The organism is Corynebacterium pygosceleis (assembly GCF_016595275.2).
Lineage (GTDB): Bacteria > Actinomycetota > Actinomycetes > Mycobacteriales > Mycobacteriaceae > Corynebacterium > Corynebacterium pygosceleis.
Window position 1 is genome coordinate 462,273 of sequence record NZ_JAENIQ020000001.1, and the last position, 26,468, is coordinate 488,740.

Here is a 26,468-nt window from a genome sequence, read left to right on the forward strand (position 1 = left end):
CATGCCGACGCTCACCGCCCTCGTTACCGTCTACCACGGGAACAACCCCGATCACCTGCGGCAGGCCCTCAAATCGGTCGCCGCGCAGACCCGTCCCGCGGAGGAGATCCTCATCGTCCGGGACGGGCCCGTCCCGGACGGGATCGCCGAAGTCGTGTCCGGCTTCCTGGAGAGCACCCCGACGGCACGGCAGCTCGAGCTGCCGGTGAACCGGGGACTCGGACCCGCGTCCCAGTCCGCACTGGATGAGATCGACACCGACTACTTCGCCCGCCTCGACGCCGATGACCTCGCCGAACCGGAACGTTTCGCCGTGCAGCTGGAGTTCCTCGCCGCGCACCCGGAGATCGATGTCCTGGGTACCGCGATGTCGGAGTTCACCGACGACGACCCGACCACGGTCACCGGCGTTCGTACCCTGCCGGAGGACCACGCCGCGATCGCACGGTACGCCCGTATCAACACTCCCGTGAATCATCCGAGCGTGATGCTGCGGACGAGCGCCGTGCGTCGGGCGGGCGGTTACCGGGACGTCCATTTCATGGAGGACTACGATCTGTGGGCCCGGATGCTCACGAACGGGGCCAGGTTCCACAACCTCCCGGAGCCTCTGACCAGATTCCGTACGGGTGACGACATGTTCGCACGTCGTACGGGTCGTGGCATGTTCACCGCGGAACGGCGGATGCAGCGTAACCTCGTCGACTACGGTCTGGTGGGGCCTGTGCGGGCGGTGCTCAACCTCGGGATCCGGACGCTCTACCGGGCGCTCCCCCCACGACTCCTGAGAGCCACCTACCGGAGACTGTTCCACAGAGGAGGCTGAGGCCACGCTGTGAATGGGGGCATTCTCCTATGTCTCCTCTCCCCCGGGCACCGGTGCAGGTCTGAACGTCCCCCGGTGTCGACTAGCATGAGCACCATCATGGAATCTCCCGACACAGTTTCACCGGATACAGCAGGCACCGACGGTGCCGTGTCCCCGGACCACGGGGACACCTGGCTCGTCGTGCCCTGTTACAACGAGGGAACCGTCATCGGCGACGTCATCCGCGCCGCCCGTGAGACGTTCCCCAACATCGTCGCGGTCAACGACGGCTCCACCGACAATTCCGACGTGGCCATCCACGCCGCCGGCGCACACCTGGTCAACCATCCCGTGAACCTCGGTCAGGGTGCCGCCATCCAGACGGGCGTGGAGTACGCCCGCACGCAACCCGGTGCCCGGTTCTTCGTCACCTTCGACGCTGACGGCCAACACCAGGTCAAGGATGTCCTCGCCATGCTCGAACGGCTGCGCACGGAACCCCTGGACATCGTCGTCGGTACGCGCTTCGGTCGTCCACGCGCCGAAGGCGATCAGGTTCCGCTGCTGAAACGCCTCGTGCTGCGCACCGTGGTGATGCTCTCCCCCAGGGCGAAGCGGATGGGTCTCACCGACGCCCACAACGGGCTGCGGGCGTTCAACCGTCGTGTCGCGGAGGAACTGAACATCAGGATGAACGGCATGAGTCATGCGAGCGAGTTCGTCACGCAGATCGACGAACGCGGCTGGCGTGTCGCAGAACAGCCGGTCGACATCCTCTACACCGAGTACTCGATGAGTAAGGGCCAGTCTCTGATCAACGGTGTGAACATTCTGGCCGACGGACTGCTCGCCAGGAGGCTCCCGTGATCACCGGACAACTGCTCATCCAGATACTTCTGCTGGTCTGCACGACCGCACTGGTCGTGTACTTCCTGTCGAACCGGAGAAAGGCCCGGGCCAAGGCCGGGGTGAAGATCGGTTTCATCCTGTTCATCCTCGCGGCCATCTGGGCGGTGCTGCGCCCCGATGATCTGACGGTCGTCGCGAACTGGGTCGGTGTGGACCGGGGAACGGATCTGCTGCTCTACGCCCTGACCGTCGCCTTCATGTTCACCACACTGAGCTCCTGGGTCCGGTTCCGGGAGCAGGATCTGCGTTACGCGCGGCTCGCCCGAGCCATAGCCCTGCGCAACGCGGTCCGTCCCGGGGACGACTACCCGTCCGCATAGCGGAACCGACGGTTGGCTTTCCCCGTTCTTCGTGGACAATGGGAAACTGACCGATTCACCCACCACGCCCCTCAGAAGGAGCTTTCCCGTGTCCGACGAGACCGCGGAGAACACCGCGTCAACCGAATCCTCCACTCCGGCGGCGGAAGAGACCCCCACCACCACCCGGATCCCGCCGACGATGTGGGTCTTCACCGTCCTCCTCGTCATCATCGCCAGCCTCGTCGGGTACGTCATCGGGGACCGCACCTCAGATCGACCGGCCGCACCGAGCACCACCGCCACCGGGGAGACGACGGCGGAGACGGGCGGCTCCGTGCCCTCCTACGAGGACGTCCTCGACTCCGTCACGCCGGGCGCCGACGGCACCCGCGGCGACGGCCCGGAGAAGATGGACGACGGCACCTATGACGCGATGTACTGGGGCCCGCGGGGGCCGTTGCAGACGCAGGAGGACATGCTCAACATCCACCGTCGCAACGTCCATGATCCCTTCGCCGTCGGTGCGATCGACGCCCCCGTCGTCATCTCCGAGTTCTCCGACTTCGAGTGCCCCTTCTGCTCCCTGTTCGCGAACGAAACCGAGCCGACCCTCCTGAGCAGGTACGTCGACACCGGTCTGGTCCGTATGGAGTGGAACGACCTCCCGATCAACGGCCCGAACGCGGAAGCCGCCGCACGGGCCGGGCGGGCCGCCGCCGAACAGGGCCGGTTCATAGAGTTCAAGCACGCCCTCTACAACGCCTCGAAGGATGTGTCCGGACACCCGAACCACGGGATCGAGGACTTCATGAGGTTCGCCGAGGAAGCCGGGGTCCCGGACCTGGACAAGTTCCGCGCCGACGCGACCAGTGACAGGTACGACGAGGTGATCGCCAACGCCCGCGCCTACGCCAGCGGCATCGGGATCAGCGGAACCCCCGGATTCGTCATCGGGGAGACCTTCGTCGGTGGCGCCCAACCCCTGGACGTGTTCGAGGAGGTCATCAACACCGAACTGAAGCGCGTCGCCGACGGGGAGGTCACGGTCACCGAGCCCGACACCCGCTCCGCCGCTGAACTCACCGACGCCGGAGCGCAGTAACACAGTGCTCTCCATCGGTGTCGCGGGAGCATTCCTCGGCGGGATTCTCTCCATTCTGAGTCCCTGCTCGGCACTCCTTCTGCCCGCGTTCTTCGCCTACGCGTTCACGTCGAAACGCCAGCTGCTCGGACGTACCGCCGTGTTCTTCGCCGGACTCGCCGCCGTCCTCGTCCCCGTCGGCGCAGGTGTCGGGGGATTCAGTTCCCTGTTCACCCAGCACCGCGACACGGTGATCTCCGTGGCGGGCTGGACGATGGTGGCCTTCGGTGTCTGGTCCCTGCTCGGCCTCGGATTCCGTGTTCCCGGGCTCTCCACCATGAACAACCGCATCCGGGGCACCGGGTGGCTGCCCGTGTTCGCGCTCGGCGCGGTCTACGGTTTCGCCGGCTTCTGCGCAGGTCCCCTCCTCGGGGCGGTGCTCGCAGCCTCCGCTCTCGGTGGCTCCGCCGGCTACGGCGCGGTCGTCATGGCCTGCTACGCCCTCGGCATGACCGTCCCCCTGTTCCTCCTGGCACTCCTGTGGGAACGCTTCGATCTCGGTCACGCGAGCTGGCTCCGGGGCCACGACATCCACGTCGGCCCGGTCCGCACGAACACACTCAGCATCGCGGCAGGTGCCCTGTTCATCCTCATCGGACTGACCTTCATCACGAGCCACGGAACCTCGGCGCTGCCCGCCCTGCTGGACACGGAGACCCAGTTCCGGTTGCAGAGTCAGGTCGCCCGGTTCGCGGCGGGCATCGACAACGTCATTGCCCTGATCATCATTCTCTGCGTCATCGCCGCAGGGGTCGGCGTTCGGCTCCTGCGGCGGTAACCAGGCGACAGCGACATGTAGCAGATACACTGCATTTCTCTGTAGGATTCTCAGTCACGCCTCTCCCGAGGTCAGTCAATCCGGAGAACACCTCCGAGCGGCAGATCATCCCAAGAGAAAAGAGAACCCGTGAAGAAAACAGTTCTGTCCGTCCTGACCGCCGCAGCACTCCCCGGTACCGTACTTCTGAGTTCCTGTGGAGATTCAACCGGACACGGAGCGCCCCCTTCCGGGGAAGCTCAGTCTCAGGCCGATACCCGGACTCCCGAGGGGGACGGCGACCGCGAGGAAACTGAACCGGCGGGAGGGTACTGCACCGATGTGGAGCAGGTGGCGATCATCAACTACTCACTGTTCAGTGTTCCGGAGGTCTGGCAGTACCCCATCGAGTACTTCAGACCCGTCGAGTTCAGCTACCTCGACGATTTCATCACCGGGGCGGCGGAGGTCTGGAGTGAGTTCTCCCGGGTGGCGCCAGAAGAGATCAGTGGCTCGGCGGCCCAGGCCATGAAGAGGATCAACGACATCCATACAAAATCCTTCGAGGAGGAACTGAAGGACGGGGATGTCCGGGAGTTCTTCGTCTCTCCCGAGCTCGCGGAGATTGACGCCTATACCATCGAGAAATGCGGTGCCGACCACTCGGTCCGCCAACGGAATCCGGTGGAGCACTACTACCCCACCGGTGACGGTGTCCTCCTCGACGGGGAATTCTCCGACGAAGACGGCTACCGGTACCGGATCGTCGTCGATTCTCCGCCCGAACTGAGCTACGACATCAACGTGGCGGATGCGAAACCCGGAAAGGCGCTCGTCTCCTACAAGACCAGGATCACCGGACACATCGAGAACCTGACGCCGGGCAGAAACGCCCCCGTGCCCCCGTACCCGACGATCCGACAGTACCTCGATGAATCGCACCCGATCTGCGGATCGTGGCGCGCGGTCAACTCCGATGAAGGCTGCTTCTTGTCCGGTGAGCTGATGGTCCTGACAGATCCTCTCCCTGCGGGCGCCACCGTTCCGTTCACCGCGGAGCTGGGGACCGAGGGCGGTCCGGATATCAGCGCTGTTCACCCGAACAGATTCGAGTCCGGGGAGAGTACCGCTGAATCCACCATCAGTGACCTCGTCGACCGATCCGAGTGGAAGGTCACGGTCGGATATCCCGCCCACTCGCACGGAGACACCAGTTTCCCGAAGAAATGCTTCTCCACCTCGAACCTGTGCGACTGACTGCGTTCGACCGTGATCAGCCCCCAGGTATGCTCCCCGGCGACGCCATCGGGGAGCACACCTGCGTCAGAACCTCCGGCCCGTCACGCTCACCACGCCCAGTACGACCGTCGCGACGACCGCCCCGAATCCGAGCATCAGGGGATAGCTGAACCAGTCGCTGAGCCTGGTCAGCAGCGCCGGGAAAGCCATCCCGGTGTACGTGAAGCAGTAGAAGATACCGGTCAGGGCGCCGAGTTCGTTCGGGGCGGCCATCCGCTGCACCTCGGACAGACCCGTGTAGACGCACAGTCCGTAGGAGAGCCCCAGGAAAACGCACGCGACGAGCATCACCGGCACCCCCGGATTGAGCACCACGGCGACGGCCCCGACGAATCCGGCGATGGTCGCCATCATCGCGACGACCGGGCCACGTGCGCCCCCGTTTCCGGCGATCGCGGGTGCCGCCTGCTGGATGGCGAAACCGACCCCCAGGGTCAGCAGGGTGATCGCACCGGAGAACGCCAGCGGGTGCGCGACGTGGTCCTGCATGCGTGCCGACAGTGTCGCGTAGGCGGTGAACCCGGAACCGAACACCCACGGCGCGATGGGCAGCACGACCGCGTAGAAGCGGGGATTCCGCAACGAGGGCACCCGCAGGCTGTCCAGCACGGAGCGGCGCTTCGCGTGGATGGCGGGCTGCCGGGTCTCCGGGATCGTCAGGAGCAGCGGAACCAGAACCAGGGACAGCACCACATGGACACCGAAGGACAACTGACCCGGCCAGGGCAGCCACTGGGCGAGAACACCGGCCACAGCCGGGCCGACCGCGAACCCGGCGGTCAACGCCATCGAGGCACGCTTCGCGCCCGACGAGGGCCGGGCCCCCGGGTCGAACAACGGCGCGGAGAGTTCCTTCACCCACGAACCGCCACCGGTCATCGCCATACCGACCGCGAGCCCGGAGAGGAGACGACCGACGGTCATCCACCCCGCGGTGTGCTCCGCGAGGGCGATGATCACCGATGCGAGCACCGCGAGGACCGGGGCGGGCAGCATGACCGGACGTCGGCCGTACCGGTCGGTCAGCGGACCGGTGACCAGCAGCCCCACCGCGACCCCGATGGCGTAGGCGACGAGCATGAGATCGACGAACACGGGGGAGAACTCCCCCGCCTGCCGGTACAGCACGAGCAGTGGGGTGAACTCGTTCCCGCCCCAGGCGACCGTGAACATGCTGAGTGCCACCGGCAGCCAGGCCCGGCGTTCCCCGGCGACGCGTCTGAGCGCGTGCCCCGGACGGACGTAGCCGGGCACATGTGATTCAGAGCTCTCCTCCACCATGGACACATGCTAGACCGTGATCCGGTTCACCCCGGGGAGGGGGCGCACCTGAGCCCTTCCTCTCCCCCCGTCCGACGGAGTCCCGGACGAAAAAGTCCCTCCCCGGACGACCGGGGAGGGACTGTGCGATGTGGAGCCGCCTGCGAGAATCGAACTCGCGACCTTTTCATTACGAGTGAAATGCTCTACCGACTGAGCTAAGGCGGCACGGTACTGGTACCGGGTATCCACTCTAGCGCATGAACGTCGCTGACACGAAAGACCAGCACAGAGCCTTTGTCAGGACACTCCGCAGGCCTTACGCAGTCGTCCGACGAGCGCGTCCATTGCCACGATGGGGCGTACGCTCTGGCCGAGTGACTCCCGGCAGAGCGTCACGGCGTCGAGGCACTCCACCAGAGCTTCGGCGGTGTTGCGCTCGGCGAGTGTGTCGACGATCTCCACCATGTCCGGGTGGATGCGCTGCACCTCCTGCGCGCCGGAGGACTCGAGCAGCGCGTCCCGGTAGAGGCCCGCCAGGTCCACGAGAGAGAGGTCGAGGGCGTCCCGCAGGTACCGGGTACGCCGCCGTTTCTGCCTCTCCTCCAGTTCCCTGATCTCGGTGCGGGTCCCACGAAGCGCCTTGACGGTGCCCTTCCCCTTCGCGCCCAGTCCCAGGGCGACGGTGAGTTTCTCGGTCTCCCGTTCGTCGAGGGCGTCGAGGGTTTCCCCGGCCTCCGTCTCGATGGTGCGGATCAGGTTGGTGACCTCCCGGAACGCAAGGTCACCCTCGTAGACGAGACGTGCGAGCCCCAGGACCTGCGCACGCCGTTGCTGGGCGGCGGTACTGCGCACCAGGTTCCGCGCCCGGCCGATGTGCCCCGCGGACGCCGCCGCGGCGAGCTTCGCGTCACCGTCCGTGACCCCCAGTTCCCGGACGAGGATACGGGCGACATCGGGGATCGCCGGTGTCGGGACGTAGACGTGGCGACACCGGGAACGCAGCGTGATCGCGATGTCCCGCGGGTCCGTCGACGGGGAGCACAGGATGATCACCGTTCGTTCCGGCGGCTCCTCGACGGTCTTGAGCAGGGCATTGGCCGCGGCGTCGCTCAATCTGTCGGCGTCCTCGATGACCACGACCCGCCAGTCGGCCGTGGTGGGACGCTTCGATGCGTCCCGGATCACATCGCGCATCAGCTTGACGCTGATGCTCAGCTCGTGGGGAACCACGTGAATGACGTCGGCGTGGGTCCCGGCGAGGACGGTCCGGCATGCGGTGCACCGGCCGCAACCGGCGACCCCGGGGTCACCGCACACGAGCGCCGCGGCGAAGGCGAGGGCGGCGACCGAGCGCCCGGAACCGGGGGGCCCCGTGAACAACCACGAGTGCGTCATTCCGGCGCCCTCCACTCCGGCGGGTGCGGAGCCGTCGACGGCGCGTCCGGCGGCCAGCGCACGGGCTGACGCTGCGGCACCGGTCAGGGTGCGACGGACAGCTCCGGATCCGGCGATCCGGTCGAAGACATCCGTACCGGGCACCGGGGCGTCGGACGGATTCTGGGGGGTGTTCGACGTACTCACTCCCCCAGCCTATAGGCGAGCTCGCGCACATGTCCGGTGCTCCGGTTAAGGTGATGGACATGAGTCGTGTCGCACAGATCGTCCGGTGGCTGTGGGGGACCTCGTGGCCGCTGTACTCCGCGACGGTGCTCGGCTCGAACGTCCTCGGGGCCGTGGGCGTCATGCTTTTCCTGAAGTTCCTGGTCCCGCTGCCCGCCGCACCCGACGGCCGCCATGAGGCGGGGTACCTGCCGATCCTCGCCGTCGGCTATCTCGTCTTCGCCATCATCGTCGGTGTCATCGCCACCGCCGTGCTGTTCCTGCCGGTGCTCCGGTGGCAGCGGCACCCGGAGACCCACGACCCGAACATGGTGCGCAACCTGGTCATGCGGATACCGGTGTATCAGTCGGCGTTGGCCGGGACCGTGTGGCTGATCGGGATCGGGATCATCACGGCGGTCGCGGGGATCGAGGAGACACCCCGGCACGCCCTGGTCGTCGGACTGACCAGCGTCCTGGGGGGTTCCGTCGTCGTGCTGATGACGTACCTCGAGGCCGAGCGGCTGGTCCGCCCGGTGGCTGTCGTCGCGCTCGCGCGCCGCTTCGAGGACTCCACCCTGGAACCTCCCGTCCAGCGGAGGCTCCAGCTCACGTGGTTGTCGACGACGGGCGTTCCCGTCGTCGGCATCCTGCTGCTGATAGCCGGGCAGAAGACGGGGTACCTCTCAGCCGATCCGGCGGACATTCTCCCGGCGGTCCTGGCCCTCGCCCTCGCGGCGCTCGTGACCGGGTTCGCGGCCACCGCCCTGGTCATCATGAGTGTGGTGGATCCGATCCGTGAGCTCCAGGACGCGATCAACAGGGTGCGGCGCGGTGAGACATCGACACAGGTGGACATCTACGACGGCTCCGAGATCGGCGTTCTCCAGGCCGGGTTCAACGAGATGATGCGTGGTCTCCGTGAGCGCCAACGGGTCCGGGAGCTCTTCGGCCGGTATGTCGGCATCGAGGTCGCGCACAGGGCGATGGAGGAACGTCCGACGCTGGGGGGTGAGGACCGCAAGGTCGCCGTGCTGTTCGTCGATGTGATCGGTTCGACCGGGTTCGCGGTGAACCACACCCCGGAGGAGGTGGTGGCCGCACTCAACCAGTTCTTCGAGCACGTGGTCGACGTGGTGCACCGGCACAAGGGCATCATCAACAAGTTCCAGGGTGATGCCGCGCTCGCCGTCTTCGGCGCACCCCTGCAACTCGCGGACGCGACGGGACATGCACTGGCCGCCGCCCGTGAACTACGACAGGAGCTCAAGGGCATGGAACTGTCCTGCGGAATCGGTGTTTCCGCGGGTCATGTCGTCGCGGGGCACATCGGGGGGCACGACCGCTTCGAGTACACCGTCATCGGTGACGCGGTGAATCAGGCGGCCAGGCTGACGGAACTCGCGAAGGACACCCCCGGGCAGGTACTCACCTCAGCCGCGACACTGCGTGACGCGAATGAGGCGGAACGCGCCCGGTGGACACTACTCAAGTCGGTGGAGCTGCGTGGCCGCCGCGAGCTGACGCAGCTGGCCCGGCCCATCCGGCCCACTCTCGCGGAACGGGCGTAGATCTCCTGCGGTCTCCTGCGTCCGGAACTCCGGACGCAGGAACGGAAGACCGGGCCCACCACCCTTGGGGTGGTGGGCCCGGTCTTCCGTGCATTCCTCTGCCGGTGAAGCGGTGATCAGCTCGACAGGCCGAACAGGGGCGCGAGGAAAGCCGGGACGACGATCTCGAAGGGGTGCGCCGGGTCGAGGGGGTTGGGCACGCGGATCACGGTACCGCGCAGCGCGTCCCGGACCGGCTCCGGCACGGGGAAAGGCAGCACGGGCGCCGGTCCGGTGGGCGCATTGCCGGCCGCCGGGGCAGGTGCCGGGGCGGGTGCTGCGGGGGCCGGCTGACGACCGTGGCCTGCCTGCGCACCACCACCGTTGCCACCTGTCGCGGCGCCCGAGGCCGGCCCCTCGGTCACGATGCCGCAGGAGCGTGCCTTGGCGATACCCGCGTTGGCACCGGCCCAGAAGGCGTCGTTGAGGCGCTGCCGCTGGGCGGCGTTGATTCCGCCGGCACGACGTTCGACGCGGGCGATCTGGCCCGCGACCTCGCCTGCGGCGCGGTCGCGGAGGTCACCGGTGGTGCGGTAGCCGGAGCCGCCGCGGGAATCGAACTCGCTGCGGACCCTGCTGCACGGGGCGAACTGGACGAGACCGGTGATGCTGTTGACCTTGTTGATCGCGTTGTTCACCTCGGTTTCGGCGTCAGCGGCGAACGCCGGGGTCGCGAGGCCGGTGACGGCGATGAGGGAGGCGGCCGACGCGGCCGTGAAACGACGAATATTCACGTTGGGTCTTCTTTCCGATGGTTACACGTGTTACTCATGGTACGCGTGAGATCACGGTTGTCCAGCACGGACAACCGGCGGACATCCGCCGGGAGGCGAAAACGCACCGGTGCCACTCCCACGGCACCGGCACCCTTCAGCCGGAAACAAACCGGCGACACCCGTCTACTTCTTCCGGGAACCCGCCTTCACCACGCGTTTCGTGGTCTTCTTCACCGTTTTCTTCGTGGTCTTCTTCACCGTTTTCTTCGTGGTCTTCTTCACCGTTTTCTTCGTGGCCTTCTTCCGGGTCTTCTTCGCCGGGGAGGGGTTCGCGGCCTCCTTGGCGCGACGCTCGGACAGCAGTTCACACGCCCGGATGTCGGTCATCGTCTCGGGGGTGTCCCCCTTCTTGAGGGAGGCGTTGGTCTCACCGTCGGTGACGTAGGGACCGAAACGGCCGTCCTTCACCACCATCGGTTTACCCGACACGTCATTGTCCCCCAGTGTCTTCAGCGGCGGGGCGGCCTGCGCTCGACCACGTCGCTTCGGCTCGGCGTAGATCCTGCGCGCCTCATCGAGGGTGACGGTGAAGATCTGCTCCTCGTTCGCCAGGGAACGGGAATCGTTGCCCTTCTTCAGATAGGGGCCGTAGCGGCCGTTCTGTGCGGTGATCAGCTCACCGTCGGACGGATCCGTGCCGACCTCACGCGGCAGCGACAGCAGACGGAGGGCATCCTCCAGGGTCACCGTCGCCGGTTCCATGGAGGAGAACAGGGACGCGGTCCCCGGTTTGAGGGTCTCCTCGATGATCTGGTTGAGCCGCTTCTCCTTCTGGTTCGCGGCGGTCTTGGTCTCCCAGTTCTTCGCCCGCTTACCTTCCGCCGCCCGCTGGGCGTCCTCGGCGGCGCGTTCCTCCGCGACGACCTTCTCCGCGACCTCGAGAGCCCCTTCGCGCTCGGAATCGGTGACCAGTTCCGTGACGTACGGCCCGTAGCGGCCCTCCTTGGCGACGACGGTACGACCGTTCGTCGGGTTCACACCCAGTTCCCGGCCCCCCTGCGGGGTGGCGAAGAGTTTCTCCGCCGTCTCGAGGTTGAGTTCATCAGGGGTCATCGCATCCGGGAGGTTCGCCCGCTGGTGCTCCGGGGTTCCGTCCGCGGCGACGCCCACCTGACGCTCCAGATAGGGGCCGTAGCGGCCGACGCGGACGAAGATGGCCCGCCCCTCCTCGTCATCGAACAGGTGCAGGGAATTCACGCTGCGGGCGTCGATCTGCTCGAGGTTGTCCCCGACCAGCGCCTTCAGGCCACCGAGCCTGGCCACGGTCTCCGCCATCGCGTCGGAGGCCTCGGAGTTGCCGAAGTAGAAACCGCCGAGCCAGTGCGTCCGGTCCTCGTTGCCCGCGGCGATCTCGTCCAGCTCATCCTCCATGGATGAGGTGAAGTCGTAGTCGACGAGTGAGGAGAACGAGGCCTCGAGGAGCCCGACGACGGCGAAGGCGACCCAGCTGGGCACCAGGGCACTGCCACGCGGATAGACGTAGCCCCGGTCCTGGATCGTCTTGATGATCGACGCGTACGTCGACGGACGGCCGATGCCGAGATCCTCCATCTTCTTCACCAGCGACGCCTCGGTGTACCTGGCGGGGGGGTTGGTGGAGTGCCCCTCGGCGGTCACGTCCGCGATCGTCAGATCATCGCCCTCGTGCAGGCGCGGGAGCTGCTTCTCCGCGTTGTCCGCCATGTCACGTCCGTCCGCCTGGCGGGACACCTCGACGTAGGCCCTGAGGAAACCGGGGAACGTGATCGTGCGGCCGGTGGCGGCGAACTCGCACGCCGAGCCGTCGTCGGCGGTTCCGGCGATGGTGACCTTCATCGAGGTCCCCCTCGCGTCGGCCATCTGGGAGGCGACGGTACGCTGCCAGATCAGCTCATAGAGCTTGAACTCTTCGGCGTCGAGCTGACCGTGCAGCTGCCCCGGGGTGGCGAACGTCTCACCGGCGGGGCGGATGGCCTCGTGGGCCTCCTGTGAGTTCTTGGCCTTGCGGGTGTACTGGCGCGGCGAATCGGAGACGTAGTCCCGGCCGTAGAGCTCGACGGCCTGCGTCCGGGCCGCCTCGATGCCCGAGGCGGACAGCGTGGTCGAGTCGGTACGCATGTAGGTGATGTGGCCGTTCTCGTACAGGCGCTGCGCGATACGCATGGTGCGGTCCGAGGTGTAGTGCAGTTTACGTCCTGCCTCCTGCTGGAGGGTCGACGTCATGAACGGCGGGTACGGACGACGTGTGTAGGGCTTCTCCTCGACACCGGCGACGGCCATGGTGGACTCGGCCAGACCGTCGGCGAGCCGCCGGGCGCGGGCCTCATCGATGACGACGACGGAATCGCTCTTCAGTGCGCCCCGGTCGTCGAAGTCACGGCCGGAGGCCACACGGGAACCGTCGACACTGGTCAGCCTGGCGGAGAACACCCGGGGGTTGGTGTGATCGGCCTTCGGGTTACCGGTGTCGAACTCAGCGGCGATGTCCCAGTAGTTCGCGGAGATGAACGCCATGCGCTCGCGTTCACGTTCGACGATCACGCGGGTGGCGACGGACTGCACGCGCCCGGCCGACAACCGGGGCATGACCTTCTTCCACAGCACGGGCGAGATCTCGTAGCCGTAGAGACGGTCCAGGATGCGTCGGGTCTCCTGGGCGTCGACCAGGTTGTCGTCCAGCTCACGGGTGTTCTCCGCGGCGGCGAGGATGGCGGGTTTGGTGATCTCGTTGAACACCATGCGCCGGACGGGAACCTTGGGTTTGAGCACCTCGAGGAGATGCCAGGCGATGGCCTCCCCCTCACGGTCGGGGTCTGTCGCGAGGTAGAGCTCGTCGACCTCCTTGAGCTTCGCCCGGAGGTCGGCCACCTTCTTCTTCTTGTCCGTGCTGACGACGTAGAGCGGTGCGAAACCGTGCTCGACATCGACGCCGAGACGGGCCCACGGCTCCTTCTTGTACTTCGCGGGCACGTCGGCGGCACCACGCGGAAGGTCACGGATGTGACCGACGGACGCCTCGACGATGTAGTCGTCGCCGAGATAAGGCGCGATCTTCTTCGCCTTCGTCTGCGACTCGACAATGACCAGTCGTTTCGTTCCTGACCGCTTAGCTGGTGCCACTTGGGTTACGTCCCTCTCGCACAGTGGGTGTTCTTCATCTCCGACTACCGTACACAGTTGTATATGTCTCCATTGCACAGCACCGCCGGGAATCCTCCCGGCACGGGTGGACCGGGAACCGCATATTCATGCCGGACACACCTGATTTCCCCGTGCCCGCCCGACACACGGAGCCACCCCCACCCGGGTTAGCCCCCTCTCCACGGACACACCTTTTCCCCGATGCGACACCACCGCCACAAACACCGTCAACCGGTACGGGGCACTCCCCCTCCACCGCCCGTCAGCCCTCAACGGGGACTGCACCACACCCGCACAGGAGCCCCGCTCGGGAAGGCCGGTGACACGAACCTGCCCCGCAGCACGAAAACCCCTGACACAGCGAAAACCCGGCTCCACCGCATTGCTGCGGGGAAAGCCGGGCGATCGTATCAGGTGATGAAACCTAGATGGCGTGGACCTGCTGGGCCTGCGGGCCCTTAGCGCCTTCGCCGATCTCGAACTCGACCTGCTGGTTCTCCTCGAGGGTACGGAAGCCGTTGCCCTGGATCTCGGAGTAGTGAACGAAGACATCATCGGATCCATCGGCCGGGGCAATGAAACCAAAGCCCTTTTCAGCGTTGAACCACTTCACAGTTCCCTGTGCCATACTTTTAACCTTTTTCTTAACTTTAGGATGCGGTTGAACTTCACCTGACGAAGAACACCGGGCCGTCACGGAAACCTCCTGACAGGCTCAAGATGAGTTCCGGGGAACAATGCTGAAGCCTGGGTACCGTGACACTATCCTCTGCGTGTACCGAAGTACCCCGCATGAAAATCTGCGACCGTGTACCAGTGTGTCACGTTTGAACGCTCAGCGATAGTCTGGACCACAAATAACTCCATCAACGCAGGTCACAAGCATTTAAAAAGGAGCCCAATGTCGACAGCCGCATCATTCGGCGACGAAATCGCAGCGATTCTGTCGGCCCGGCTCCCGGAATCAACCTGTACCTCAGTCACCACCTCCGCCCCCCGGGCGGCCCGGTACGGGGAATGGCCGGAATGGGTCCATCCACCCCTGCGCAGACACCTGACGGAGGAGCGCGGCATACGGCACCTGTTCAGCCACCAGGAGCAGTGCGCACGCACCGCACGCGCGGGACGTCACGTCGTCGTCTCCACCGGCACCTCATCCGGTAAATCCCTCGGGTATCTCCTCCCCGTCCTTTCCGCCCTCGCGGAGGACGACCGGGCGTGCGCCCTCTACATCACCCCGACGAAGGCCCTGGGCAACGACCAGCTCTCGACCGTCAGTCAGCTGACACGCCTGGTCGCGGGGCTGGAATCGGTGCATCCCGCCCCGTATGACGGTGACACCCCCGGAGAGGTGCGCCACCACATCCGGGACACGAGCCGGATGGTGTTCACCAATCCCGACATGTGCCACTCCTCCCTTCTCGCCAACCACGCACGGTGGGCGCGGTTCCTCCGACGGCTGACCCATGTGGTCATCGACGAATGCCACTCGTACAGGGGCATCTTCGGGGCGAACGTCGCACTGGTCCTCCGTCGGTTGCGCAGAATCTGTGCCCTGTACGGCGGTACCCCGGTGTTCATCCTCGCGTCCGCGACCGTCGCGGACCCGGGTGGCCACGCGAGCCGCCTCACCGGCCTCCCCGTCGAGGCGGTCACCGATGACGGAGCCCCGACCGGTGCACGGACGACGGTGCTCTGGGAGCCGGGGTTCATCGAACCCCGGGAGGGCACGGACACAGCTCCGGTCCGGCGTGCCGCGTCAACGGAAGCGGCGTCGATCATGGCCCGGATCGTCGCCGAGGGGGCACGGACCCTGACCTTCGTCAGGTCCCGCCGGGGCGCGGAGGCGGTCGCGTTGCGTTGCGCCGACGAGTTGTCGGGGATGGGCCGTCGGGATCTGGCGGGGCGTGTCGCGGCGTACCGCGCCGGCTATCTCGCGGCGGACCGTCGGCGCCTGGAGAAACAGCTGGACGACGGAACCCTGGTGGGGGTCGCCGCGACGAACGCCCTGGAACTGGGGATTGACGTCGGGGGGCTCGATGCTGTGGTCGCCGCCGGTTTCCCCGGCACGGTGGCCTCCTTCTGGCAGCAGGCGGGACGGGCGGGCAGGCGGGGGCAGGGGTCCGTCGTGGTTCTCGTCGCCAGAGACGATCCCATGGACACCTACCTGGTGCACCACCCGGAGGTTCTCCTGGGGTCCCCCGTCGAACGTATCGTCTTCGATCCGACGAATCCGTACGTCCTGCGGGGGCACTTGTATTGTGCGGCGGTGGAATCTCCGCTCTCGGAGGACGATCTCACGATCTTCGGTCCGCCGACCGATGTCCGCGCCACGGTGGAGGAACTGACGGGCGGGGGGTTGCTGCGAAGACGACCCCGTGGGTGGTTCGCCGTGGACCGGGACATCGATGACCGTCCGGAGCTGCCGCGACCGCACACGGCCCACGGATCGGTGTCTCTCCGGGGTGGCACGGGCGGCGACATCACCATCGTGGATTCCGGGGACGGCAGACTGCTGGGCACGATCGACTCAGTGAGGGCGGTCTCCCAGGTCCATCCCGGCGCGGTGTACCTCCATCAGGGTGAGTCCTTCGTCATCGATGATCTGCTGCTGGACGACCACATCGCACTCACCCACGCGGAGATCCCCGATTACACGACCTTCGCCAGGAGCACGACGACCATCCGGATCGTCGAGGATCCGGGTGACGGGGAACTGTGGAACCCGTCCCCGGGACTGTGGGTCGCGAACGTGGGCGTCGAGGTCACCGAACAGGTCACCGGCTATGTCGTGCGTCTCGGCGACGGAACGGTGCTCGACCAGGTTCCGCTGGACTACCCTCCGCAACAGCTGCGGACGCGCGCTGTGGCGTACACGGTCGATCCGGCGGCACTGACCGCCATGGGACTGTCCGCCGCGGATCTCCCGGGCACACTGCACGCCGCCGAACACGCCGCCATCGGGATGCTCCCGTTGATCGCGACCTGTGACCGGTGGGACATCGGTGGCGTCTCCACCGCGCTGCACCCGGACACCGGGCTCCCGACGGTGTTCGTCTATGACGGGCATCCGGGTGGGGCCGGGTTCGCCGACTGCGGTTTCCTCCGTTTCCGGGACTGGATCACCGCCACGTTCGAGGCGGTCCGTGCCTGTTCCTGCGAGGACGGGTGCCCGTCCTGCGTGCAGTCCCCGAAGTGCGGGAACGGTAACTCACCACTGGACAAGCACGGTGCGCTCACGCTGCTCGGTGCGATGGTGACGATGCTCGCCGACGCCTGATCTCACAGGGGCCCGGCCCGTGACCGTGCCGTGGCGTCACGCACCCCGACACGCACGGTGACATCCGTACCCTCGATCAGACAGTCCAGGACGTCTCCCCCGGAGTTCCGCACCGCCGTCTTCTCCGCCGCGGAACAGGCGTCGTCCCCGAACCACAGTGCGGTCGCGGCGGCGACGGAGGCCAGGTCGGCGGCGACCTGTGCCCGGTGTCTGTCGAGTACGCCGGCGGTGATGTGGACCATGACGAGGGTGAGTGCCGTGAACGCCGCGATCACCGCGGCCGCGATGAGGGTCGTCGATCCGGTCTCTCCCCTGTCACCGTGTTCCACGGGGGTACTCCACCGGGTAGAAGGCACGGGCGGTGGCGGCTCCGAATGGCGCGGGAACCGTGACCGTGGCCGTCACCATTCCGGAGTTCTCCGTGATCGACACCTGTCGTCCGGGTCCGGGTTCGACGACCCGTCCGACGGCATGTCCCCGGGCGACCGCACCGGCGAGGTCGATGGCGGCGACATGGGCGGCGAGTGTGCCGACGCCTGCAGCGATGGCCGCGCACACCACGATCAGTGCGCTCATGGCGATGGCGGCTTCGACCGTCACCGATCCCCGGTCGTTCCCGACGGATGCCCGTGTCCCGGTTAGCGTCACGCCCCGGGCCCGCTGTTCAGCGCGTCGAGGATGATTCCACGGATCGCGTCGACGACATCTCCGCCGGTGATGACGGTGTACAGCACGGCGGCGAGGGCGGCTGCGGCGATACTTCCCATGGCGTATTCGATGGTGCTCATGCCGTCTTCATTGTTCAGGGATGCCGGGAGCATTCCGTCCAGCGGTGAGGTGGGGGTGTCGGTATCCGCCCGGGCGACCGGTGTCCGGGCGTGTGTGGTGTCGTTCATGCTTGTTCTCTCTTCCTGTGTTCTTCTGTGATGGGGTGTGGCGGGCTATCCGAGTAGTTGACCGCCGAGGCTGAGGATGATCGGTACGAGTCCGAGGAGGATGAACGCGGGCAGAAAACAGAGGGTCAGGGGTAGCGCGATGAGCACTCCGGCACGCTCCGCCGTTCCCGTCGCCCGGTCCGCGCTCTCCTCACGCAGTCTGTGTACGGCACGCTCGCAGCCTGCGACGATGGCGGCGCCGGAGTCTCCGGAGCGGAGCGCTGCACGGGCGAGATCGTCGAGCCCCCGGGTCTGTGCGAGTATCCGCCAGGCATCGGTGACCGGCGCCCCGACAGCGATCAGTGCGCCGGCTCTCCGCCAGCTCTCTGCGGTGGCGGGACATGCCGTGTCCGCCACCGCCCTGATGGCCGTCTCGACGGGGAGGCCTGCCGTGGTGCATGCCGCGAACAGTTCGATGTCCGCGGCGACCTCGAGTGGGGATGCCGGGGCCGGGCGATCTCGTGGTTGTTTCGGCGTGTGGCCGGTGTCGGTGTGGATCCGCCGGGCCGGGCCCGGGGCCGAACAGAGTAGGGCGGCGGCGAGTGGGATCAGGGTGGGTGGCGTGGCCCAGATGAGCGGATCGATCATGCCGTGTCTCCTGCCGCACGCAGGATGATGATGCGTGAGACGATGATTCCCACGCAGGTGAACAGCACTCCCCCGAGCAGCAGCACACCTCCGGTGCCACCTCCGGTGAGAAGTGGGAGGGGGTCAGCCCCGATGAGGGTGCCCATCATCATCCCGACGCCCGGGAGGAGGGTCAGGATGACGGCGCTCACCTGCGGCCCCTGGAGAGCGGCCCGGGTACGTTCCCTGTGCCGGATCCGGGCGTCGGTACGGCGTTGTGCCTGCTCGAGGAGCATCGCCAGGGGGAGGCCGTGTTGCTCGGACAGGTTCCACAGGCGCCCCGCCGCCGCGAGATCGGGCAGGTCACGGGCTTCGGCGAGGATCAGAGCCGCACCGGGTCCGTCGGTGGCGCGACGGGCGGCCGTCTGCAGTGTCTCAGTGATTCGGGCGGGAATTCCACCGTTCCCGGGCCGGTTGTCCAGAGCCGCCCGTACGGCGTCCGGCATGGTGGTCCCCGCCCGCAGGTCGGACACGATGCCGCCGAGAATCTCCGCTGTGGCATCGGCGGTACGGGCATTTCTGCGGTCCCGCCGGACGCTCCGACCCCACCAGACGCATGTTCCGGCCAGGGCCGTCACGGAGAGCACGACCGTCGGCGGGGTGACCAACGAGGCCGAGAGCACCGCAAGGAGTCCGACGAGCGGATACATCATGCGGTGGACGGGGCGGATGGGGCGTCCCGGCGCGCCGGAACTGATCCGCGCACCGGGCGCGGTCGGACCGAGCAGGCAGGCGACGGTGAACAGGAGAAGCGGGATCACGCCGACACCTCCGCCCGAAATCGCCTGAAGCCGTCCAGTTGTCCGCGTTCGGTGTCCCAGACCGGACGTACCGTCACGGGGTTCCCTCCGAGTACACCGATCTGTCGGACACGTCGCGCGCCACCCGGTGAACGGTGCACGGACACCACAACCCGGAAAGCTGCGGCGAGCTGGGGGTGCAGGGCTTCCGGGGGCAGGCCGCCGAGTGCACCGAGCGCCTCGAAACGGGCCGGGACCTCCGCCAGGCTGTTCGCGTGCACGGTACCCGCACCACCCTCATGTCCCGTGTTCAGTGCGGTCAGGAGATCGACGACCTCAGCACCACGGATCTCACCGACGACGATCCGGTCGGGCCGCATCCGGAGTGCCTGACGCAGCAACCCGGACATGGTGATCTCTCCGCTGCCCTCCGTGTTGGCCTGCCGCGCGACGAGGTTGACGACGTGCGGGTGGGACGGGTGGAGTTCAGCGGTGTCCTCGATGCACACGATTCGCTCACGGTGGGACACCTCGGCGAGAAGTGCGGACAGCAGTGTCGTTTTACCGGTACCGGTCCCACCGACGATGAGCAGGGATCGACGGGATCTGACGATGTCCCTGAGGAGATCGGCGATCATCGGCGGCATGGCGTTTCCGGCGGTGAGCGCATCGAGCCCCAGGTTCGCCTGCCGCAGCACCCTGAGACTGATGCAGGTGCCGTTCTCCGCGGGTGGCGACAGCAGTGCGTGTATCCGGACCGCGGTGCCGTCGGCGCGGCGCATCCGCCCGTCGACGAACGGGTGGGCGTCATCGAGCCGTCTGCCGCAGAGGGCCGCGAGCCTGGTGGCCAGCCTGCGGACCTCGGCATCGGAGGTGAACACGGTCTCCGCCCTGCACAAACCTTCCCCGGAGTCGAACCAGACGTCGTCCGGTCCGTTGACCACGACATCACTGACTCCTTCGACGGCGAGAAGCGGTTCGAGCGGACCGGCACCGGTGGAATCGTGGCGCAACTGCCGGAGCACCTCGAGAACCTCCACGTCACTGATCACCCCGGCCTCCTGCCTGATGATCTGTGCGGTGTCCGACTGCCGTACGCCACCGGCCGTGCTCTCAGGTTCCTCCGCCAGTCGACGCCGGACCCGCTCGACGAGGGCGCTCCTCCCGGTCATGGGAGTTCCCTGATCTCCGCGGCGACCGCACGCGCGACGGTGCTGAGGACCCTGGGTGTTCTCGCCGGGAGACCGCGCAGTTCACATGACTTCGGCAACCCGGTGATCTGACCGAGTTCAGCGAGGCAATCCGTCGAGGTCAGCCGCTCCAGTTCTGCGGCATCTATTCCCGACCAGCCCCGGTGCCGGAGAACGGTGAGGCAGGGGGTCCGCCGCGTGGTGATATCCGCCGTGAGTGCCGCCGCTGCGGCGACCGCCCTGACCTCGGCGGGTACGACGAGCACCACGAGGTCGCAGAGCATGCCCGCCACCCGGGCCCCGATCTGACCGGAGGGAAGATCGACGACAGCTGTACCCGCACCCGCCCGGACACAGTCGAGCACAGCCGACAGACGCTCCGGTTCGAGAACGAAGGGGTCCGCGATCCGGCTCCGGGCCGTCGAGAGAACCGCGACCCCGTCAGGGGTGCCCGGGAGCGCCTTCCGGAGGTCGGCGAGTTCGATGCGTCCACGGTCGAAGGCGACCTCGGGCCATCTCGCTCCGGGGGTGTCCTCCAGACAGAGCAGCAGGTCCAGGCCACCGGACCTGTCCACCGCATCGATGAGAACCACGGTCCCGTCAGCCAGTTCCCGGGCCACGGCCGCAGCCAGTGTGCTGGCCCCGGAACCACCGACCGCACCGAGGACACCGACCACCCGACCACCGGATGCGGTCGCCCGTTCCCGCCCGAGGGCGGAGAGAAGTTCAGGTGCCTGTGCCGGGAGGAGGAACGCGGATTCGGCGTGACAGTGCATCGCCGCACGCCAATCGACCGGACCCGGATCAGGGGCGACGAGGTAGAGGTGCGGATGGCGCGCCATCTCGCGGAGGTGGACCGATCCCCCGGCATCGACGAGTACCGCGCTGGCACGCGCCACATATCTGGTGATCTCATCCGGATCGACCGTGTCGATCACCGTCCGTCCCGTGACCGTCGCGACGTGGATGGCCTCCGGATGGAGGACCGGGTCGGTGACGACGACGAGGACGGGGAGGGTGCTGTCGGCTGCGCTCATACGGGTGAGCCTGGCTCATCCGGCAGAGACCGGTCCCAGTGGGGATACGCCGGTTGTGGACAACTCTCCCGGAGGCCCGGGAATTCAACAACCCCGGACCATCGGCGCACCGTCTCCGGGGTGGTCCCGGCGTTCAGGTCCTTCCGCGACCGGGTGCGGACATGGGGACGGCCCGCGTATCGGGGGGGGGTGTTACGCGGGCCGTCGTAACCCGGTCTCGGGGGGTGTGACCGGGGCGGGCCGCACAGTATATCGGGGCCCAGCACTGGCAAGTATGTCACAGACATTCAGTGGGTTCAACAACGTCACGGGTACCGGCCGACAGAGTCGGGGAGACATGTAACCGCACCGGGACGTCGAGCGATAGGGAGATCGGAGAACGCGGGGTCCTACCGCGTAGGACCGGGCCGCGAAAGGAGAACCACATTCACCCCCTTAATTCACACCAGCCCCACCAGCCACTCTCCAACTGTGGTTTTTTACCGGAGAATGAAGCTAAACTGGTTCCCGTGCCCGAGCAGAGCCCGTCCCCGGAAGCCACCACGTCCCCCGTGGCGGCTTTCTTTGATCTGGACAAGACCGTCATCGCCACGTCCTCCGCCTACGCATACGGCCGGGAATTCATGAACAACGGGCTGATCACCCCGGCGGAGGCTCTCCGGATGACCCTCGCGCAGTCCACGTACATGGTCGCCGGACATTCCTCCGAGCAGATGGACTCCACCCGCGACCATCTCGCGGCGATGGTCGCGGGATGGGACGTCGAGCAGGTGCGCACCATCGTCGAAGACACCCTGCACTCGGTGGTCACCCCGGCGATCTACGCCGAGGCCAGGGAACTCATCGAGCACCACCGCGCCCTCGGGCACGACGTCATCATCATCTCGGCGTCAGCGGCGGAACTGGTCGAACCCATAGCCCGCGAACTCGGTGTCCGGAAGATCGTCACCACACGACTGGGAACGAGAGACGGCAAGTTCACCGGCGAGGTGCTGTTCTACTGCAAGGGAGCAGCGAAGCGCCGGGCCCTCAAGGACCTCGCCCGTGAGTACGCCTACGATCTGGACCGGAGTTTCGCGTACTCCGATTCCGCCACCGACATCCCCATGCTGGAGTCGGTGGGCAACGCGGTCGCCGTCAACCCTGACCGACCGTTGAAGAAGACGGCCCTGCAGCGTGGCTGGGAGATCCGCACCTTCAAGAATCCGGAGCCGCTGTTCCAGATGCCGAGCGGTCGCGACGTCGGCATCGGCACCGGTATCGCCGCCGGCATCGCCGCCGTCACCGTGGGGGGATTCTGGCTGGCCCGGCGCGCCCGCGCCTGATCCACCAGGTTCCCCTCCCGACCGGGCCCCGGGGTCACAGCAGTGCCGCTATGCCCTCGGCCTCCTCCGCTCCCGCGACATAGGAACGCATGTGCAGGACCAGGAACCGCGCCACCCCCTCCGGACCGGTGCGGAAGGCAGCTCCGGCGTCCCGGTATTCCGTCCGGTGCCGGTTGAGCCAGGGTTCGGGCACCGCCAGACCGCGTGGATCGAACCCTCCCGCGACCGCAGCCAACCGTGAGGCGGCTCTCGCCACGACTCCGGTGCGTTCACCGAACGGAGCGGTCGCGAGCAGTTGGCCGTGGACGACCCCCGGCAACAGGTCGGGGTCCGCCCCGGAGGTCACCGTCGAGGCCAGTACCGCCAGTTCACCGACGGCCCGCTCCGGGCGACCGGTCCCACCGGCGAGCACGTCCATCCGTGCGAGCACCTGGAGCGGGGCCCGGAGGAAGACACGGGCGGTGTCCTGGACCGTGTCCGGGGCGAGCAGACTGTAGACGTCGAGGTGTCGCCTCAGTACCCGTGACCCGGCCCCCGCGTCCCGGAGGGCGGGGTCGGCACCGTCCATCAGCGCCCCGGAGCGGGCTCCACGGAGCACCGACTCCGCTCCGGCGATCTCCGGTCGACGCAGGTTGACGGGTTTTCTGTGCACTGCGGCCAGTGCCTTCCCGGCGTGTGCCACGGACTCTGCGACACCGGGGAGTAGCCGGAGTGGTGCCAGGGGATCGGGTCTGTCGGTCACGGAACCAGGGTAACCCCGGCCCGTCTGCGCAGGCGCGGGAAGCGGGGATGTCACTCCCCGTCCGCGTCGCCCCGGGTACCCGCCACGGGTCCGTGGTTCGCACAAACTCCGTGTTCGTGGCACGATTGACAGTAATTGAACTGACGGTTCCGGTGACGCCCCACCACTCTTCGTGGCCGGTCGCGTCCGGTACCGTCACACAACCCATATTTCACCCACGTGGAGGACTACCTACCGTGAGCAACTCTGACGGCCTTTTCACAGACGGAAACGACTCATTCACCCCCAGGGTGAACAGCATCCCTCTGTCCGATGTCGACACCCGTGCAGCCGGCCAGGGTTCCATCGGCGACCTTGTCTCTGATGCCACCGCCCAGATGTCCACCCTGATCCGTGGTGAGATCGAACTCGCCAAGACCGAACTCGCCCAGGAGGCGAAGAAGGGCGCGATCGGCGGCGGCATGTTCGCGGTGGCCGGTGTCGTCGCGCTCTACAGTTCCTTCTTCTTTTTCTTCTTCCTCGCGGAGCTGCTCAACATCTGGTTGGATCGCTGGGCCGCCTACCTGATCGTGTTCCTGTTCATGCTCGTCATCGCCGCTGTGGTCGCGTTCATCGGGTACAGGAAGGTGAAGAAGATCGGTGCTCCGAAGCAGACGATTGACTCGGTGCAGAAACTCAAGACGCTCGTACCGGGCCAGGCGGAGAAGAAGCTCGAGGCGTCCTCACGCAAGGGCCTGCTCACCTAGGCGACAGTTCCGATCATGGTGGCCGCGGGTTTCCCACGGTCGTCACATTCCCGCCCCGCTGCACCGCGCCGGGGCGGGCTCGTTTTTCCACCCTCCCCTCACCCACCGCACGTCGACAACGGAAAGGACGTGAAACGCTTGCTCCGGAAGAAGGGAAAGCCGAATCCGCCGTCCGTTGTGGCTCTCGACGGGCCGTGGAGTCATGAGCGGGTCTATGCGCGTGGCATGCGGTTCCACGTCGCCACGACCGGTGACCCCACCGCCCCTCTGATCGTCCTGCTGCACGGGGCCTTCGGCGGCTGGTTCGACTGGCGGGAGGTGATGCGACCGCTCGCTGACGCCGGGTACCGGGTGGCGGCCGTCGACATGCGCGGTTACGGCATGTCCGACAAACCCCCCAGGGAGTACGAACTCCGTTACGCCGTGGGGGACATCTCGGATGTCATCGATTCACTCGGCGACTCCGGCGCGATCGTCATCGGTTCCGGCACCGGTGGGGCCGTCGCATGGACGCTGGCGGCGAACTACCCGCAGTGCGTCAATGCGCTCGTCTCCGTCTCCGCGTCACACCCGACCGAGATGAACCGGGTCATCGCCGCCCGGTTCTGGCAGCACACCGTCCCCCTGACGCGGGGGATCACGGTCCGTCTGCCGTCGAGACTCACCCCTGATCCCGTGGATTTCGCCCGGCTGGACCTGGCGGCGAACACCGCCACCCCCTTCCACCGGACGAGCCGTTTCTCCGAGTACCTGGAACTGCGGACCCAGGCCGCACGTATCGACAACACGGGGCCCGCGATGATGCGCAACGCCCGCCTGGAGATGGCTCAGCTCCCGCCGAAGTGGGTCTCCACCAGAGTCGGATCACCCGTCCTGTGGCTCAGCGAGGACAACGGAACGTGGCGGGCACTCGCCACCAGGAACTCCCGCCGTACGGACGGCCCCTGGGTGCGCGCCACGGTTCCCGGCACGAAGAACCTGCCGCACATCGAGGATCCGGGTGCGTTCACGCGTATCGTCACGGATTTCCTCCGCGACCTGACGTAGGGTGCCGTCGGGCACCGCACCCCGGTGGGCCCCCTCATCCGTCTCAGCGGACCACACACTCACGGGTGTCCACGGGCTCGGTGAGCCGGGTGATGTCGCCGATCCTGCCACGGACTTCCTCGGCGGTCAGGGCGTACCCGACATCGGTGGTCTCGGTGGCGGCACCGAACACGACGCCCAGGACCTCTCCGCGCTCGTTGACCATGGGGCCCCCGGAGTTGCCCTGTCTGATCGTGCCACGGACGGTGTACGCCTCACGTTCGACCCGGCCGGTCGCATAGATGTCGGGGCCGTTGATGGTGAGTCGTTCCCGGATCCGGGCGGGCGCGGCCTCGAAGGGACCTGATTCGGGGAATCCCATGACGATCGCCTCCTGCCCGCTGACCGCCGGTTCGGGGGCCCAGCCGAGTGCGGGAAGGTCGAGGTGTTCGGCACGGAGCACGGCGATGTCCTCGGCAGGGTCGTAGAACACGACGCGGGCCTCCTTCACACCGAGCGCCGTGTCGAGCAGCACGGCGTCGGTGCCCGCGACGACGTGTGCATTGGTGATGACGAGATCGGGTGCCGCGACGAACCCGGATCCCATGAGTCGACGGCGGCACTGGTGGGCGTCTCCGAGGACGTGGATGACGCTGGGTTGCAGTGCCTCGACGAGGGCGGGATCACCGACCTCCGGGGCCGGTGCGTCGACGTGTTTCACGCGCCCCTCGAACGGGGAGATCATCGGGGGCAGCCCGGTGTCGTTGAGCATCGCGGAGATTTTGTCCGGGAGGGTGTCGAGGGCTGCCGGGGTGGCGCTGTCCACGACACCGAGGACCTCGGAGTTGCGGATGCCCCGGCCGATCGGGCCGGTGATGCCTGTCGCCAGTGTGCTGGCGACGAGCCACATCACGATGAGCGTCGCGATGACCTGGAAGATCGCCCCGATGATCGAGTCGATGATGAGTGTGTGCCGGAAACGTGCTGATTCACGCAGCGCGGATCCGGTGACTCCGCCGACGAGGTTTCCGAGGGCGACGAGGGCGAGCACAGTGCCGAGGGCGTAGAGGTAACGCAGTGCCGTGGAATCGGTGTAACTCATCACGACGGGGGCGAGAGCCGCACCGCAGACGAGACCGGCGAGCACTCCGACGGTCGACAGGACCGACGCGAACGCACCTTGACGCCACCCTCCCCAGAGGGCGACGAGCACAGCGGTGACGAGCATTCCGTCAA

25 protein-coding genes and 1 tRNA gene are annotated in these 26,468 nt (G+C 67.0%); 11 read left to right on the forward strand and 15 right to left on the reverse strand.

Features of this window, described 5'->3' with window-relative positions; translation table 11 throughout:
- Position 1: 1 nt before the first annotated feature.
- The 6 genes from JIM94_RS01970 (at position 2) to JIM94_RS01995 (ending at position 5,174) form a co-directional block, all read left to right on the forward strand.
- The gene (locus JIM94_RS01970) at positions 2 to 826 is read left to right on the forward strand and encodes a glycosyltransferase (RefSeq protein ID WP_200252355.1); all 825 of its coding nucleotides are present in this window, start codon (positions 2 to 4) and stop codon (positions 824 to 826) included.
- 99 nt (positions 827 to 925) lie between these two features.
- Positions 926 to 1,675, forward strand: a complete 750-nt coding sequence (locus JIM94_RS01975; protein WP_200252357.1) for a glycosyltransferase family 2 protein — start codon at positions 926 to 928, stop codon at positions 1,673 to 1,675.
- Positions 1,675 to 2,037: a DUF2304 domain-containing protein gene (locus JIM94_RS01980; protein ID WP_200252927.1), complete on the forward strand. Its 363-nt coding sequence runs from the start codon at positions 1,675 to 1,677 to the stop codon at positions 2,035 to 2,037. Before JIM94_RS01975 ends, JIM94_RS01980 begins: the two co-directional genes overlap by 1 nt.
- A gap of 181 nt (positions 2,038 to 2,218) precedes the next feature.
- Complete coding sequence (locus tag JIM94_RS01985; protein ID WP_200252930.1) at positions 2,219 to 3,121, forward strand: DsbA family protein; 903 nt, start codon at positions 2,219 to 2,221, stop codon at positions 3,119 to 3,121.
- A gap of 4 nt (positions 3,122 to 3,125) precedes the next feature.
- Positions 3,126 to 3,938: a cytochrome c biogenesis CcdA family protein gene (locus JIM94_RS01990; protein ID WP_200252359.1), complete on the forward strand. Its 813-nt coding sequence runs from the start codon at positions 3,126 to 3,128 to the stop codon at positions 3,936 to 3,938.
- Positions 3,939 to 4,067: 129 nt separating this feature from the next.
- Positions 4,068 to 5,174 (forward strand): hypothetical protein, encoded by a 1,107-nt coding sequence (locus JIM94_RS01995; protein WP_200252361.1) that lies wholly within the window; start codon positions 4,068 to 4,070, stop codon positions 5,172 to 5,174.
- Positions 5,175 to 5,240: 66 nt separating this feature from the next.
- Here JIM94_RS01995 and JIM94_RS02000 read toward each other — a convergent pair whose 3' ends face one another.
- The 3 genes from JIM94_RS02000 to JIM94_RS02010 all read right to left on the reverse strand — a co-directional run bounded on the left by JIM94_RS02000 (position 5,241) and on the right by JIM94_RS02010 (position 8,018).
- Positions 5,241 to 6,497, reverse strand: a complete 1,257-nt coding sequence (locus JIM94_RS02000) for an MFS transporter (protein WP_200252364.1) — start codon at positions 6,495 to 6,497, stop codon at positions 5,241 to 5,243.
- Between the two features lie 131 nt (positions 6,498 to 6,628).
- Positions 6,629 to 6,704 (reverse strand) — tRNA-Thr (locus tag JIM94_RS02005).
- 72 nt (positions 6,705 to 6,776) lie between these two features.
- A complete protein-coding gene (locus tag JIM94_RS02010; RefSeq protein WP_200252932.1) occupies positions 6,777 to 8,018 on the reverse strand; it encodes a DNA polymerase III subunit delta' in 1,242 nt (413 codons plus the stop codon).
- Positions 8,019 to 8,119: 101 nt separating this feature from the next.
- Here JIM94_RS02010 and JIM94_RS02015 point away from each other — a divergent pair, with 101 nt between their 5' ends.
- Positions 8,120 to 9,649 carry an adenylate/guanylate cyclase domain-containing protein gene (locus JIM94_RS02015; protein WP_200252366.1) on the forward strand — a complete coding sequence of 510 codons (1,530 nt, stop codon included), beginning with the start codon at positions 8,120 to 8,122 and terminating at the stop codon, positions 9,647 to 9,649.
- Between the two features lie 116 nt (positions 9,650 to 9,765).
- On the opposite strand, the gene JIM94_RS02020 is transcribed toward JIM94_RS02015, so the two are convergent.
- The 3 genes from JIM94_RS02020 to JIM94_RS02030 all read right to left on the reverse strand — a co-directional run bounded on the left by JIM94_RS02020 (position 9,766) and on the right by JIM94_RS02030 (position 14,212).
- Positions 9,766 to 10,422 (reverse strand): hypothetical protein, encoded by a 657-nt coding sequence (locus tag JIM94_RS02020; protein WP_200252369.1) that lies wholly within the window; start codon positions 10,420 to 10,422, stop codon positions 9,766 to 9,768.
- A gap of 165 nt (positions 10,423 to 10,587) precedes the next feature.
- On the reverse strand, positions 10,588 to 13,563 hold the full coding sequence (gene topA / locus JIM94_RS02025) for a type I DNA topoisomerase (RefSeq protein ID WP_200252372.1): 2,976 nt from the start codon (positions 13,561 to 13,563) through the stop codon (positions 10,588 to 10,590).
- 445 nt (positions 13,564 to 14,008) lie between these two features.
- A complete protein-coding gene (locus JIM94_RS02030; RefSeq protein ID WP_198735052.1) occupies positions 14,009 to 14,212 on the reverse strand; it encodes a cold-shock protein in 204 nt (67 codons plus the stop codon).
- Positions 14,213 to 14,485: 273 nt separating this feature from the next.
- Between JIM94_RS02030 and JIM94_RS02035 the strand changes: the two genes are divergently transcribed.
- Positions 14,486 to 16,864: a DEAD/DEAH box helicase gene (locus JIM94_RS02035; RefSeq protein WP_200252377.1), complete on the forward strand. Its 2,379-nt coding sequence runs from the start codon at positions 14,486 to 14,488 to the stop codon at positions 16,862 to 16,864.
- Between the two features lie 2 nt (positions 16,865 to 16,866).
- On the opposite strand, the gene JIM94_RS02040 is transcribed toward JIM94_RS02035, so the two are convergent.
- The 7 genes from JIM94_RS02040 to ssd form a co-directional block, all read right to left on the reverse strand.
- Positions 16,867 to 17,193 (reverse strand): Rv3654c family TadE-like protein, encoded by a 327-nt coding sequence (locus tag JIM94_RS02040; protein ID WP_248702974.1) that lies wholly within the window; start codon positions 17,191 to 17,193, stop codon positions 16,867 to 16,869.
- Positions 17,180 to 17,464 (reverse strand): hypothetical protein, encoded by a 285-nt coding sequence (locus JIM94_RS02045; protein ID WP_323374318.1) that lies wholly within the window; start codon positions 17,462 to 17,464, stop codon positions 17,180 to 17,182. Before JIM94_RS02045 ends, JIM94_RS02040 begins: the two co-directional genes overlap by 14 nt.
- Before the next feature lie 44 nt (positions 17,465 to 17,508).
- A complete protein-coding gene (locus tag JIM94_RS02050) occupies positions 17,509 to 17,685 on the reverse strand; it encodes a DUF4244 domain-containing protein (RefSeq protein ID WP_234039291.1) in 177 nt (58 codons plus the stop codon).
- Positions 17,686 to 17,805: 120 nt separating this feature from the next.
- Positions 17,806 to 18,387: a type II secretion system F family protein gene (locus tag JIM94_RS02055; protein WP_200252388.1), complete on the reverse strand. Its 582-nt coding sequence runs from the start codon at positions 18,385 to 18,387 to the stop codon at positions 17,806 to 17,808.
- Positions 18,384 to 19,187 carry a type II secretion system F family protein gene (locus JIM94_RS02060; protein WP_200252398.1) on the reverse strand — a complete coding sequence of 268 codons (804 nt, stop codon included), beginning with the start codon at positions 19,185 to 19,187 and terminating at the stop codon, positions 18,384 to 18,386. Before JIM94_RS02060 ends, JIM94_RS02055 begins: the two co-directional genes overlap by 4 nt.
- On the reverse strand, positions 19,184 to 20,338 hold the full coding sequence (locus JIM94_RS02065; protein ID WP_200252401.1) for a TadA family conjugal transfer-associated ATPase: 1,155 nt from the start codon (positions 20,336 to 20,338) through the stop codon (positions 19,184 to 19,186). Before JIM94_RS02065 ends, JIM94_RS02060 begins: the two co-directional genes overlap by 4 nt.
- Positions 20,335 to 21,393 carry a septum site-determining protein Ssd gene (gene ssd / locus JIM94_RS02070; protein WP_200252405.1) on the reverse strand — a complete coding sequence of 353 codons (1,059 nt, stop codon included), beginning with the start codon at positions 21,391 to 21,393 and terminating at the stop codon, positions 20,335 to 20,337. Before ssd ends, JIM94_RS02065 begins: the two co-directional genes overlap by 4 nt.
- A 500-nt stretch (positions 21,394 to 21,893) precedes the next feature.
- Here ssd and JIM94_RS02075 point away from each other — a divergent pair, with 500 nt between their 5' ends.
- Complete coding sequence (locus JIM94_RS02075) at positions 21,894 to 22,718, forward strand: HAD family hydrolase (protein ID WP_234039295.1); 825 nt, start codon at positions 21,894 to 21,896, stop codon at positions 22,716 to 22,718.
- Positions 22,719 to 22,752: 34 nt separating this feature from the next.
- Here the strand turns inward: JIM94_RS02075 and JIM94_RS02080 are convergent, their stop codons facing one another.
- Positions 22,753 to 23,460, reverse strand: coding sequence for a hypothetical protein (locus tag JIM94_RS02080; RefSeq protein ID WP_248702975.1), 708 nt, complete (start codon positions 23,458 to 23,460; stop codon positions 22,753 to 22,755).
- 236 nt (positions 23,461 to 23,696) lie between these two features.
- On the opposite strand from JIM94_RS02080, the gene JIM94_RS02085 reads away from it, so the two are divergent.
- Entirely contained in the window at positions 23,697 to 24,206 is a 510-nt protein-coding gene (locus tag JIM94_RS02085) for a phage holin family protein (RefSeq protein WP_200252408.1), read from the forward strand.
- A gap of 129 nt (positions 24,207 to 24,335) precedes the next feature.
- The gene (locus tag JIM94_RS02090; RefSeq protein ID WP_248702976.1) at positions 24,336 to 25,253 is read left to right on the forward strand and encodes an alpha/beta fold hydrolase; all 918 of its coding nucleotides are present in this window, start codon (positions 24,336 to 24,338) and stop codon (positions 25,251 to 25,253) included.
- Positions 25,254 to 25,296: 43 nt separating this feature from the next.
- On the opposite strand, the gene JIM94_RS02095 is transcribed toward JIM94_RS02090, so the two are convergent.
- Positions 25,297 to 26,460 (reverse strand): MarP family serine protease, encoded by a 1,164-nt coding sequence (locus JIM94_RS02095; RefSeq protein WP_418904438.1) that lies wholly within the window; start codon positions 26,458 to 26,460, stop codon positions 25,297 to 25,299.
- Between the last annotated feature and the right edge of the window lie 8 nt (positions 26,461 to 26,468).

Excerpts from the sequence above, each read along its gene's own strand:
- JIM94_RS01970 (WP_200252355.1), top strand. The coding sequence starts at position 2 with ATGCCGACGCTCACCGCCCTCGTTACCGTCTACCACGGGAACAACCCC.
- JIM94_RS01975 (WP_200252357.1), top strand. The coding sequence starts at position 926 with ATGGAATCTCCCGACACAGTTTCACCGGATACAGCAGGCACCGACGGT.
- JIM94_RS01985 (WP_200252930.1), top strand. The coding sequence starts at position 2,219 with ATGTGGGTCTTCACCGTCCTCCTCGTCATCATCGCCAGCCTCGTCGGG.
- JIM94_RS02000 (WP_200252364.1), bottom strand. The coding sequence starts at position 6,497 with ATGGTGGAGGAGAGCTCTGAATCACATGTGCCCGGCTACGTCCGTCCG.
- JIM94_RS02015 (WP_200252366.1), top strand. The coding sequence starts at position 8,120 with ATGAGTCGTGTCGCACAGATCGTCCGGTGGCTGTGGGGGACCTCGTGG.
- JIM94_RS02030 (WP_198735052.1), bottom strand. The coding sequence starts at position 14,212 with ATGGCACAGGGAACTGTGAAGTGGTTCAACGCTGAAAAGGGCTTTGGT.
- JIM94_RS02035 (WP_200252377.1), top strand. The coding sequence starts at position 14,486 with ATGTCGACAGCCGCATCATTCGGCGACGAAATCGCAGCGATTCTGTCG.
- JIM94_RS02050 (WP_234039291.1), bottom strand. The coding sequence starts at position 17,685 with ATGCTCCCGGCATCCCTGAACAATGAAGACGGCATGAGCACCATCGAA.
- JIM94_RS02055 (WP_200252388.1), bottom strand. The coding sequence starts at position 18,387 with ATGATCGATCCGCTCATCTGGGCCACGCCACCCACCCTGATCCCACTC.
- JIM94_RS02065 (WP_200252401.1), bottom strand. The coding sequence starts at position 20,338 with ATGACCGGGAGGAGCGCCCTCGTCGAGCGGGTCCGGCGTCGACTGGCG.
- ssd (WP_200252405.1), bottom strand. The coding sequence starts at position 21,393 with ATGAGCGCAGCCGACAGCACCCTCCCCGTCCTCGTCGTCGTCACCGAC.
- JIM94_RS02095 (WP_418904438.1), bottom strand. The coding sequence starts at position 26,460 with ATGCTCGTCACCGCTGTGCTCGTCGCCCTCTGGGGAGGGTGGCGTCAA.